At 71.9% G+C, this 10,932-nt stretch carries 8 protein-coding genes and 4 pseudogenes; 2 read left to right on the top strand and 10 right to left on the bottom strand.

Annotated features, from left to right (window positions below; genetic code table 11):
- Positions 1-862: pseudogene (locus tag SSBG_RS35690) on the bottom strand (transposase family protein); the annotation flags it as partial.
- A gap of 109 nt (positions 863-971) precedes the next feature.
- Here SSBG_RS35690 and SSBG_RS08890 point away from each other — a divergent pair.
- Entirely contained in the window at positions 972-1,253 is a 282-nt protein-coding gene (locus SSBG_RS08890; RefSeq protein WP_008745850.1) for a hypothetical protein, read from the top strand.
- A 21-nt stretch (positions 1,254-1,274) separates the two neighbouring features.
- Here the strand turns inward: SSBG_RS08890 and SSBG_RS32105 are convergent.
- The 9 genes and pseudogenes from SSBG_RS32105 to SSBG_RS08850 form a co-directional block, all read right to left on the bottom strand.
- A pseudogene (locus tag SSBG_RS32105) lies at positions 1,275-1,819 on the bottom strand (IS5 family transposase); the annotation flags it as partial.
- Between the two features lie 18 nt (positions 1,820-1,837).
- Positions 1,838-2,728 carry an IS5 family transposase gene (locus SSBG_RS08885; protein WP_420790268.1) on the bottom strand — a complete coding sequence of 297 codons (891 nt, stop codon included), beginning with the start codon at positions 2,726-2,728 and terminating at the stop codon, positions 1,838-1,840.
- Between the two features lie 21 nt (positions 2,729-2,749).
- Complete coding sequence (locus tag SSBG_RS34410; protein WP_234010440.1) at positions 2,750-2,911, bottom strand: hypothetical protein; 162 nt, start codon at positions 2,909-2,911, stop codon at positions 2,750-2,752.
- Positions 2,912-3,137: 226 nt separating this feature from the next.
- Positions 3,138-3,396: pseudogene (locus SSBG_RS08875) on the bottom strand (transposase); the annotation flags it as partial.
- Positions 3,397-3,619: 223 nt separating this feature from the next.
- Positions 3,620-4,018, bottom strand: coding sequence for a hypothetical protein (locus SSBG_RS08870; protein ID WP_008745847.1), 399 nt, complete (start codon positions 4,016-4,018; stop codon positions 3,620-3,622).
- A 282-nt stretch (positions 4,019-4,300) separates the two neighbouring features.
- On the bottom strand, positions 4,301-5,473 hold the full coding sequence (locus SSBG_RS08865) for an acyl-CoA dehydrogenase family protein (protein ID WP_008745846.1): 1,173 nt from the start codon (positions 5,471-5,473) through the stop codon (positions 4,301-4,303).
- 140 nt (positions 5,474-5,613) lie between these two features.
- On the bottom strand, positions 5,614-6,555 hold the full coding sequence (locus tag SSBG_RS08860; protein WP_008745845.1) for a hydroxymethylglutaryl-CoA lyase: 942 nt from the start codon (positions 6,553-6,555) through the stop codon (positions 5,614-5,616).
- Positions 6,552-8,558 carry a biotin carboxylase N-terminal domain-containing protein gene (locus SSBG_RS08855; RefSeq protein WP_008745844.1) on the bottom strand — a complete coding sequence of 669 codons (2,007 nt, stop codon included), beginning with the start codon at positions 8,556-8,558 and terminating at the stop codon, positions 6,552-6,554. The genes SSBG_RS08860 and SSBG_RS08855 overlap by 4 nt, the downstream gene beginning before the upstream one ends.
- A 65-nt stretch (positions 8,559-8,623) precedes the next feature.
- Positions 8,624-10,359, bottom strand: a pseudogene (locus tag SSBG_RS08850) (carboxyl transferase domain-containing protein).
- Between the two features lie 138 nt (positions 10,360-10,497).
- Between SSBG_RS08850 and SSBG_RS08845 the strand changes: the two are divergent.
- Positions 10,498-10,932: TetR/AcrR family transcriptional regulator (locus tag SSBG_RS08845; protein WP_008745842.1), on the top strand; the 435-nt coding region annotated here is incomplete at its 3' end.

Genomic DNA, 10,932 nt, shown 5'->3' with positions numbered 1-10,932 from the left:
CGGGCAGGCGGTCGCGGCGATGTGTCCAGCGGGTCAGTTGCTTCCAGCGTTTGTGATCAGCGAGGGCGTGTTCGACGGTGATGCGGTCGGACGAGTGGCCGTGGCGGTCGCGTCCCCGTTGTTCGACTCTGTCGGGCAGTGCTCCCGGCCGGGGTTTTCTCGGCGGCGTGATCGCCTGCCCGCGGTGGTCGCGGCTCAGCCCCAGGTAGCCGTCGTCCAACAGGACCTCGACGTCGGGGAAGTACTGGAAGCAGATGGCGATGCCTTCGTCGCGGGCGGCGGTGGCGTCGTGCATACGCCCAGGTCGTAGGGCATCGGTTTATAACGTGCGGCCCCGCCAGTCGGCGATCACGGTGGCCTTCATCGTGTTCTGCTTCTTCTTGCCCGAGACGAATGCGCGCCGGCCGCCGCGGCCGGCCGGTGGCCGGCGGACCTGGATCCCGGTGGCGTCCAGACGCAGCTCGACACCTTCGGCCTGGGCGTAGGCAAACACATCCGCCAGAGTCCGAAGCCGCAGGCCGGGACGGTCGGGAACCGCGCACCCCCGCTCCGCCAAGAGCGTGCGCACCTCTCCGATCGCCCGGGTGACCGTGGATCGGTCGACACCTGACAGCAGCCCCAGCACCGAGTGCGGCAGGTCGTGCCGCAGGTGGATGAGTGTGGCCACCAACCGGTCGACGAACACCAGCTGATGGCGGGCGCCGGCGCCTTCGGCCCGCTTGCGGGCCCCGCCTCGCACAGCATGGCGGCGACCCTCGACCCCGGCCTGCCACGGCTCGGCCAACTCTTTGACCAAGCAGGCAAGATGACGCCGGGAGAGCCCCGTGAACAGTCGATGCGCCAGCACCGCCCGATTGACCATGATCGCCACAGCGGGATCATGCCATCCACGTGGCACGACACCTCACCCGCTATCACGCACCAACTCGTAAGAAGTCGTTGCGTTTGGCGGTGATCGTTAGGCTGCGGACGTGACGAGCGCAGAGGACGAGACGGAGACTGTCTGCCGGGTCTGTGGTTTTGAGGGTGAGGTGTTCTGGGAGGGTGGCTGGCCGAATGAGGCTGCCATCTGTCCCTGCTGCGACAACGAGCCCGATGTCGGGGACGCCAGCGTCATGGGCCTGCGCAACTACCGCGGATACTGGGTGGGACATGGCGCCCCGTGGGGCAGCCCGTCGGAGGAGCGCAAGCACAAGCGCGAGGGTTGGGACCTGCTGAAACAGATGCAGAACATCCCGCCACAGTGGCGCTGATCTGGGCGATCGGTACGTGCGTCACGGCGTGAGCCGGCGGTAACAGATGAGCGTGGCTGCGATCCGGGCGAAGGCGAGGAAGTGCTCGGGCTTACGTTCATAGCGGCGATGGAGGCGGCGGCAGCCACCAAGCCAACTCACCGTGCGCTCAACGGTTCAGCGGTGTCGCCCCAGTCGGGCGGAGGACTCGATGCCCCTGCGGGCGATACGCGGCACGATGTTACGGCTGCGGAGCCATCGGCGCAGGTGGTCGTAGTCGTGGCCCCTATCCGCATGGAGTTTGGCGGGCCTACGTCGCCTGGGTCCGCGACGGGTGCGGATCGGCGGGATCCCGCGCACGAGGGGTTCAAGTCCGAGGCCGTCGTGGGTGTTCGCGGCGGAGATGCCGATCGACAGGGGCGAACCGGTCCGATCGGTGATCAAGTGGATCTTTGAGCCCTTCTTACCGCGATCTACGGGATTCAGGCCTGTCAGGTCCCCCCTTTCGTCGCCCGCGTGTTCACCGAGTCGATCGCACGCCGGGACCAGTCCAGCTCGCCCTTCGCGCCGAGTTCGTCCAGCACTAGGGTCTGTCTGACAAATGATCACCCAGCTGATGTGCGGAGCCAGAGGGTTGGGGACGCCAGGACGACGCCGGCGCGGTAGCGGTCGGCGAGTTTGTCGAAGCGTGTGGCGACCGCGCGGAACTGCTTGAGGCGGGCAAAGCATCGCTCGACCACGTTGCGATCGCGGTAGATCTGCCTGTCGAAGGCGGGTGGTCGGCCGCCGAGGCGCCCGCGGCGTCGGTGGTTGGCCTCCTGATCGCGGCGTTCTGGGATGGTGGCGGCGATGCCTCGGCGCCGCAGCAGGTGGCGGATCGCTCGGCTTGAATAGGCCTTGTCACCCAGCACTCGATCCGGCGTGGTGCGGGGGCGACCTGCGGCCGCCCGAGGAATGCGAATCCCGTCGAGGACCTGGCCGAAGGCGGTGGCGTCGTTGACGTTGCCGGGCGTGAGCACGATCGACAGCGGCAGGCCCCGGCCGTCCACGGCGAGGTGGACCTTGGTGGTCAGCCCCCCCCCGAGACCGGCCGAGCGCTTGGCGCGTCTGCGAGCGGCTCGGATCTTCCAGTTCGTCCCCGTCTGCGGCCCCTTTTTGCGGGCGCCGGCGGCGTGTTGGTGGGCCCGGTTGACCGTGGAGTCGACGGCGACCGTCCACTCCACCTGGCCCACTGCGTCGTCGCGGACCTGGACGTGCTCCAGCAACTTTACCCAGGTGCCGTCCGCCTCCCAGCGGGCGAAACGCTCGTAGGCAGTCTGCCACGGCCCGTATCGCTCCGGGAGATCACGCCACGGGGCTCCGGTTCGCAGCCGCCACAGCACTCGGTCGACCACCTGCCGGTGATCACGCCACGGGCGACCACGCCCGTCCACCTTGGGCAGCAGGGGCTCTATCCGCTCCCACGCCGCGTCCGTCAGCTCGCCTCGACCCGCCACAAGATCAATTATCGACCGGCCTCAGTCGCCCATGAACCACAGGTGGCTGCCCGGCGTTGCCGTACAGGCTTCCAGGAGCACACCCAGGTCGAGGAGGGCCGCCCGCTGCCCCTCGTCGGAGCAGTTGCGCACCAGGACAGCAACCTCCTGACGAGCGACTTCGGCCTCCTGCTCGTTGAACATGGTGTCCCCGTACGGGGCAACCCAGCCCAACTTGCCGGACCCGTGGCGGTCGAGCGCACTCAGCGCACGCGCCAGCGCGTCGCCGTGTGCGTAGGACCCACGAAGCAACGTCGCCCGAGATGAACCCTTGCGAGGCCTCCCGGAGTGCAGTTCAAGCTCGATGCCCATCGACCCTCCAATGATCTCCGCCTCACAGCTTCGCAGAGATCACTTGTCAGACATGCTCTAGGCGGTGGAGCTTGGCCCAGAGGCGGGCTCTGCTCCACTCGGTGAACCGCCGATACACCGTCGACCACGACGGCCCGAACGCCTCCGGCGTCTGCCGCCAAGTGCAGCCGGAAGTGGCCACGAACATGATCGCGGCGAGCACCTCCCGGTCCCCATGCCACCGCCGACCACCGCCCTGCGGCCGCACCGGGGCCACCAGCACCGCGCGCAAACAACTCCCATAACCCGTCCGGGACTAGACGCTCCACGATCGTCATGCACGAACGCCACCAATCACCCAAATACAACGATGTCTAAACCATCATCCCAAACCCCCACCCTCCGTACCCTCCCGAACGCCCTCCGTGAGCCAATCTGTGGACAACCTGCCCGATCACGCGAAACGGCTCACTCCGAAGAGTGAGCCGTTTTCCGGAGCGGCGGGGTTTGTCCACAGGGTGGGCGGCGCGCCGCCGGGTGCGTGCTGGGCGGGACTCCCGGTCAGTGGCGGCTCTTGCTCGTACCGCTGCGGCTGCGGCTGCGGCTCTTGCTCGTGCCGCTCTTGCGGGTCTTCCTGTGGGTGTCCGTGTACGAGGAGGACGAGCCGTGCGAGGACTTCTCGCAGTCGTCGTCCTTGGGCGTGAACTTGAGGCGCGCGCCCGGCTCCGACGAACTGGCCTTGCTGTAGTCCTTCTGCTTCACCTCGTACCAGCGGCCGTCCTGGCTCGACTTGCCGTTCACGTCGTCCAGCTGGACGCAGTACAGCGAGGAGGGCGTGTTCGTGGTCCGCACGAGCGTCCCCCGCACCGCCTTCTGCCCGCCCCCGCAGGCCGTGAGCGAGAGGCCGAGCGCGAGGCCGAGACACGAGACGACGACGGTGGTACGGCGTCGGTTCTGCATGAAGATCCCCCGGGGTCATGGGCGCCGCCCCCTGCGGCGCCTCTCCAGTAAGTCCGCTTCGGACGCCTGCCCGGTTCCCGCGCGGGCGTACGGAGCGGAACCTCGGAACATTACCCGAGCCGGGCCGACGGCACCCCCACAGGGGTCGCACGCAAGCCAAACCGCCCGGCCGCCAAACCGCCCAGCCGCCCGCCGCCCCGCGCCCGACGCCAACCGCCCGCACCCGCCGGATCACCCCCACCTCCGGCCCGCCCCAAACCTCCTCCCCCCCGGGGCCCCCGCTCACACCCCCGTCGGCAACCCCAACTCCCGCGCGATCAGCATCCGCTGCACCTCGCTCGTGCCCTCGCCGATCTCCAGGATCTTCGCGTCGCGCCACATGCGCGCGACCGGGTACTCGTTCATGAAGCCGTAGCCGCCGTGCACCTGCGTGGCGTCGCGCGCGTTGTCGACGGCGACGGTGGAGGAGTACAGCTTCGCGAGCGCCGCCTCCTTCTTGAACGGCTCGCCGCGCACGAGGCGGCTCGCCGCGTCGCGCCACGACAACCGCGCGGTGTGCGCGCGCAGTTCCATGTCGGCGATCTTGAACTGGATGGCCTGGTTGGCCCCGATCGGCTTCCCGAAGGCGTGCCGCTCCTTCGCGTACGCGACCGACTCGTCCACGCAGCCCTGCGCGAGCCCCGTCGCGAGCGCCGCGATGGCGACCCGGCCCTCGTCCAGGATGCGGAGGAACTGGGCGTAGCCGCGCCCGAGTTCACCGAGGAGGTTGGCTTTCGGGACGCGTACGTCCTGGAAGGAGAGCTCCCGCGTGTCCGAGGCGTTCCAGCCGACCTTCGAGTACGGGGCGGCCACCGTGAAACCAGGGGTCCCCGAGGGCACGATGATCGAGGAGATGCGCGGGCTGCCGTCGTCCTTGCGGCCGGTCACCGCGGTCACCGTCACCAGCCCCGTGATGTCCGTGCCGGAGTTGGTGATGAAGCACTTCGAGCCGTTGATGACCCACTCGTCCCTCGCCTCGTCCAGCACGGCGGTCGTGCGGGTGCCGCCCGCGTCCGAGCCCGCGCCCGGCTCGGTGAGCCCGAAGGCGCCGAGGAGTTCGCCCGCGCACAGGCGCGGCAGCCACTCGCGTTTCTGCTCCTCGGTGCCGAAGAGGTGGACCGGCATCGCGCCGAGCGAGACGCCCGCCTCCAGCGTGATCGCCACCGAGGAGTCCACGCGGGCGAGTTCTTCGAGCGCGAGGCCGAGCGCGAGGTAGTCGCCGCCCATGCCGCCGTACTCCTCGGGGAAGGGCAGGCCGAAGAGCCCCATGCGGCCCATCTCGCGCACGATCTCGTACGGGAACTCGTGCCGCTCGTAGTAGTCGCCGATCTTCGGCGCGACGACGTCGTGCGCGAACTCCTCGACGGTGCGGCGCAGTTGCTCGTGCTCCTCGGTGAGCCGGTGGTCCAGGGGCATGGGGGTCACTCCTCGGTACGGATGAGCGGGGACGCGCCCGGGGTGCCGGGACGCGGGGGAGGGGAAGGCGCCGCCGGTCGGGCGGCAGGGCGGGGACGGGGGACGGGGGCGGGACGGGCGGAGGGGAAGCGCCCGCCGGGTCAGGAGCCGGCCAGCCCGCGGACCGTGCGGGAGGGGGAGGGACGGCCCAGACGGCCGGCCATCCACGTGCTCGTCTCCACGAGGGACGCGAGGTCGATGCCGGTCTCGATGCCGAGCCCGCGCAGCATCCACACCAGGTCCTCGGTCGCCAGGTTCCCCGTCGCGCTGCGCGCGAAGGGGCAGCCGCCGAGTCCGCCGGCCGAGGCGTCCACCGTGGTCACGCCCGCGCGCAGCGCCTCCAGGGTGTTCGCGAGGGCCTGCCCGTACGTGTCGTGGAAGTGCACGCCGAGCGTCGCGAGCGGCACGCCCGCCTCCGCGAGCGCCGTGAGCAGCGCCCGGACGTGCCCGGCCGTCGCGACGCCGATCGTGTCGCCGAGGCTCAGCTCGTCGCAGCCCATCGCTTCGAGCGCCTTCGCGACCCGCACGACCCGCTCGACCGGCACCGGGCCCTCCCACGGGTCGCCGAAGCACATCGACAGGTAGCCGCGCACGTGCGCCCCGGCGGCCTTGGCCTCGGCGACGACCGGCGCGAAGACCGCCAGGGACTCGTCCACCGTGCGGTTCAGGTTGGCCTTCGCGAAGCTCTCCGTCACGCTCGCGAAGATCGCCACGCGGTCCGCGCCGAGCGACAGCGCGCGCTCCAGGCCGCGCGCGTTCGGCACGAGGACCGGCAGCCGCACGCCCCGCTCCCGCAGGTCCGCGAGGCGGGGGAACAGCTCCTCCGCGTCCGCGAGCTGGGGCACCCACTCGGGGCGCACGAAGCTCGTCGCCTCGATCGTCGTCAGCCCGGCGGACGCGAGCCGGTGGACGAACTCGGCCTTCACGTCGACCGGTACGGTGCTCTTCTCGTTCTGGAGCCCGTCGCGCGCCCCGACTTCGTGCACCCGCACGCGGGACGGGAGCCCGTCGAGGGGGAACGCCATCGTCAGCCCGCCGCTCATGCGCCCGCCTCCCCGGCCTCCGAGGGCTCCACGACGGCGAGGACCTCGTCCATCGCGACCGTGCTCCCGGGCCGTACGGCGAGCCGGGACACCGTCCCGTCGTGCGGCGCCGTGATGACGTGCTCCATCTTCATCGCCTCCACCACGAGCAGGCCCTCGCCCGCCCGGACCGTGTCGCCCTCCTGGGCCTTGACGACGGTGACCGTGCCCGGCATCGGCGCGGTGAGCGAACCGGTGCCGCCCGCGCCCCCGGCCGCGCGCAGCGCGGCGGCGACCGGGTCGTGGTCGCGCACCTCCCACGCGTCCCCGTCGCGCCCGAGCCAGTCCCCGGCCCGTACGAAGCGCAGCCGCCGCCCCACGGCCGTCACCGTCACCGCCTCCGCGCTCACCTCCGCGTCCGCCGGGACGCTCCGCTCCACCGGCTCGTGGCCCGGCACCCGCAGCGGGACGCGCAGCGGTGCCGGGGTCCCGCCGAGCCGCCAGCCGTCCCCCGCCGCGAAGGGATCGCGCCAGCCGGGGCCCGCCCCGGCCGCCGTGACGGCCGCGCGGCGCACGGCCGCCGCCGCCGCGTACACCTCGCGCGGCACCTCGGGCTCCACGAACCCGGCCGCCTCGCGCTCCACGAGCCCCGTGTCCAGCTCGCCCGCCACGACGCGCGGGTGGGCGAGCAGACGGCGCAGGAAGCCCGCGTTCGTCGGGACGCCGAGCGTCACCGTCCGGGCGAGCGCGCCGCGCAGGCGGCGCAGGGCGGTGTCCCGGTCCGGGCCGTACGCGACGATCTTGGCGAGCATCGGGTCGTACGCGCTGCCCACCTCGACGCCCTCGCTGAGCCCCGAATCGACCCGTACGCCCGGCCCCGCCGGCTCCTCAAGGCGCAGCACCGTGCCACCGCTCGGCAGGAACGCCGGTGATCCGTCGATGAGTTGCACCGACTCGGCGCAGATCCGCGCCTCGACCGCGTGCCCGTCGAGCCGCACGTCCTCCTGCGCCAGCGGGAGGGCTTCCCCCGCGGCGACCCTGATCTGCCACTCCACGAGGTCGAGGCCCGTCACGAACTCGGTGACCGGGTGCTCGACCTGGAGACGCGTGTTCATCTCCATGAAGTAGTACGCCTCGGGCGCCGTCCCGGCCGGGGCGTCCGGGTCGGGGCCCGGGACGATGAACTCGACGGTGCCCGCGCCCTCGTAGCCGCAGGACCTCGCCGCGCGGACCGCCGCCTCGCCCATCGCCGTGCGCGTCGCCTCGTCGAGCAGGACCGAGGGCGCCTCCTCGATGAGCTTCTGGTGGCGGCGCTGGAGGGAGCACTCGCGCTCGCCGAGGTGGATGACGTTGCCGTGCCGGTCGGCGAAGACCTGGATCTCGATGTGCCGGGGCCGCTGCACCCACCGTTCGACCAGGAGCGTGTCGTCCCCGAAGGAGGAGCGGGCCTCGCGCCGGGCCGCCGCGATCTCCTCGGCGAGCAGCGCCTCCTCGTGCACGAGGCGCATTCCCTTGCCGCCGCCGCCCGCCGAGGGCTTGAGCAGGACCGGCATCCCGATCTCCCGCGCGGCGTCCGCGAGTTCCTCGTCGTCCAGTCCGCTGCCGCTCGACCCGGGCACGACGGGCACGCCCGCGAGCCGCACGGTCTCCTTGGCGCGGATCTTGTCGCCCATGAGGTCCACGGCGTCCGCGGGGGGCCCGATGAAGACGAGGCCCGCGTCCGCGCAGGCCCGCGCGAAGGCCGCGTTCTCCGCGAGGAAGCCGTAGCCGGGGTGCACCGCCTGGGCGCCCGTGCGGCGGGCCGCCTCCAGGAGGGCGGGCACCGAGAGGTAGCTCTCGGTCGCGGGCGCGGGGCCGATGCGGACGGCCTCGTCGGCCTCCCGTACGTGCCGGGCGCGCGCGTCGGCGTCGCTGTAGACCGCGACCGAGCGGATGCCGAGGGCGCGCAGGGTGCGGATGACGCGGACGGCGATCTCGCCGCGGTTGGCGATGAGGACGGTGTCGAACAGAGCGGTTCCTGGCATGGCCACCTTCGAAGTCGCCTTTGACGTCGGGGGATGTGGGCTGCTCGCGGGGGTCGTCACGGGGATCACATCCGGAAGACGCCGAAGCGCGGCTCGGGCAGCGGGGCGTGCGCGCAGGCGGTGAGCGCGAGGCCGAGGACGCGGCGCGTGTCGAGCGGGTCGATCACGCCGTCGTCCCACAGGCGCGCGGTCGCGTAGTAGGCGTCGCCCTGCTTCTCGTACTGCTGCCTGACCGGCGCCTTGAAGCGCTCCTCCTCGTCGGCGGTCCACTCCTCGCCGCGCGCCTCCAGCTGGTCGCGCTTGACGGTCGCGAGGACGGAGGCGGCCTGCTCACCGCCCATGACGGAGATCTTCGCGTTGGGCCACATCCACAGGAAGCGCGGGCCGTAGGCCCGGCCGCACATCGAGTAGTTGCCCGCCCCGTACGAGCCGCCGACGACGACGGTCAGCTTCGGCACGCGGGTGGTCGCGACCGCGGTGACCATCTTCGCGCCGTGCTTCGCGATTCCGCCCGCCTCGTAGGCGCGGCCGACCATGAAGCCCGAGATGTTCTGGAGGAAGAGCAGCGGGATGCCGCGCTGGTCGCACAACTCGATGAAGTGCGCGCCCTTCTGGGCCGATTCGGAGAAGAGGATGCCGTTGTTGGCGACGATGCCGACGGGGTGGCCGTGGACGTGCGCGAAGCCCGTCACGAGCGTCTGCCCGTACTCCGCCTTGAACTCCTGGAAGCGCGAGCCGTCCACGATCCGCGCGATGACCTCGCGCACGTCGTACGGGGTGCGCGAGTCGGGCGGGACGGCTCCGTACAGGCCCGCCGGATCGACGGCCGGCTCCTCCGGCTCCCGTACCGTCCAGGGGAGTTCCTTGCGCGCGGGCAGGGTCGCGACGATGTTCCGCACGATCCGCAGCGCGTGCGCGTCGTCCTCGGCGAGGTGGTCGGTGACGCCCGAGACGCGGCTGTGCACCTCGCCGCCGCCCAGCTCCTCGGCCGTCACGACCTCGCCCGTCGCCGCCTTCACGAGCGGCGGGCCGCCGAGGAAGATCGTGCCCTGGTCGCGCACGATGACGGCCTCGTCGCTCATCGCGGGCACGTACGCGCCCCCGGCCGTGCACGAGCCCATCACCGAAGCGATCTGCGGAATCCCGGCCGCCGACAGGCGCGCCTGGTTGTAGAAGATCCGCCCGAAGTGCTCGCGGTCGGGGAAGACTTCGTCCTGCATCGGCAGGAACGCGCCGCCCGAGTCCACGAGATACACGCACGGCAGGCGGTTCTCCAGGGCGACCTCCTGCGCGCGCAGGTGCTTCTTGACGGTCATCGGGTAGTACGTACCGCCCTTGACCGTCGCGTCGTTGGCGACGACGACGCTCAGCCGTCCCGAGATCATGCCGAGCCCGGCGACGACCCCGGCCGCCGGCGCCGCCCCCTCGTACAGGCCCTCGGCGGCGAGCGGCGCCAGCTCCAGGAACGGCGAACCGGCGTCCAGGAGGCCGTCCACGCGGTCGCGCGGGAGCATCTTGCCGCGCGAGACGTGCCGCTCGCGCGCCCGCTCCCCGCCGCCGAGCCGGGCCCGCTCCAGGCGCGACCGCAGCTCGTCGCCGTGCTTTGTGTGCGCGGCATTCGTTATGCGCGCCACGTCTCGGAGGCGGGATCGGCGGCGGTGGTGAGGACGGGGTTGAGCGAGGAGGCCGCCGCGGGGTGGACGCCGGAGGGGGCGGCCTGGGGGCCGGGGGAGTGGGGCTGGTGGAGGTGCGGGGCCGGCCCGCCCGTGCCGCCGCCCGTCGCCGTCGTCTGGTCCGCCATGCGGTCGATCCCCTCGCCGGCCGGGCTCCGTCGCCCGGCGGTCGCTGAACGTGTGTGAGCGTCTGCGCGTGTTAGTGAGCGTTAACGTCCGCCGTTCAGGTTAACGAGCGCTAACGGGCTTGTCTAGAATGCTGTCCCATGAGCACCAGCCCCACGGGCGCGGACGCGCCGACGAGACGGGTCCAGATCCTCCGTGAGGCCGCCCGCCTCTTCGCCGCGCGCGGCTTCCACGGGGTCGGGGTGGACGAGATAGGCGCGGCCGTGGGCATCAGCGGCCCCGGCCTCTACCGCCACTTCCCGGGCAAGGACGCGATGCTCGCGGAACTGCTCGTCGGCATCAGCGAACGGCTGCTCGCCGGTGGCCGCGCGCGCGTCGCGGCGGCCGGGGGCGCGCCCGCCGCCGTGCTCGACTCGCTGCTCGCCGGGCACATCGACTTCGCCCTCGACGACCGGGCGCTGATCGTCCTCCACGACCGCGAGCTCGACCGCCTGCGCGACGACGACCGCCGCCGGGTGCGCCGCCTCCAGCGCGAGTACGTCGAACTCTGGGTGGCCGCGCTCCGCAAGGTCCAC

This window comes from Streptomyces sp. SPB074, from assembly GCF_000154905.1.
Taxonomy (GTDB): Bacteria; Actinomycetota; Actinomycetes; order Streptomycetales; family Streptomycetaceae; genus Streptomyces.
Note: the sequence above shows the minus strand (reverse complement) of the source record. Positions and strands in the feature narration are given on the sequence as shown.

Coding starts and splice junctions, on each gene's coding strand:
- SSBG_RS08855 (WP_008745844.1), bottom strand. CDS start 8,558: ATGCCAGGAACCGCTCTGTTCGACACCGTCCTCATCGCCAACCGCGGC.
- SSBG_RS34410 (WP_234010440.1), bottom strand. CDS start 2,911: ATGTTCAACGAGCAGGAGGCCGAAGTCGCTCGTCAGGAGGTTGCTGTC.
- SSBG_RS08870 (WP_008745847.1), bottom strand. CDS start 4,018: ATGCAGAACCGACGCCGTACCACCGTCGTCGTCTCGTGTCTCGGCCTC.
- SSBG_RS08865 (WP_008745846.1), bottom strand. CDS start 5,473: ATGCCCCTGGACCACCGGCTCACCGAGGAGCACGAGCAACTGCGCCGC.
- SSBG_RS08860 (WP_008745845.1), bottom strand. CDS start 6,555: ATGAGCGGCGGGCTGACGATGGCGTTCCCCCTCGACGGGCTCCCGTCC.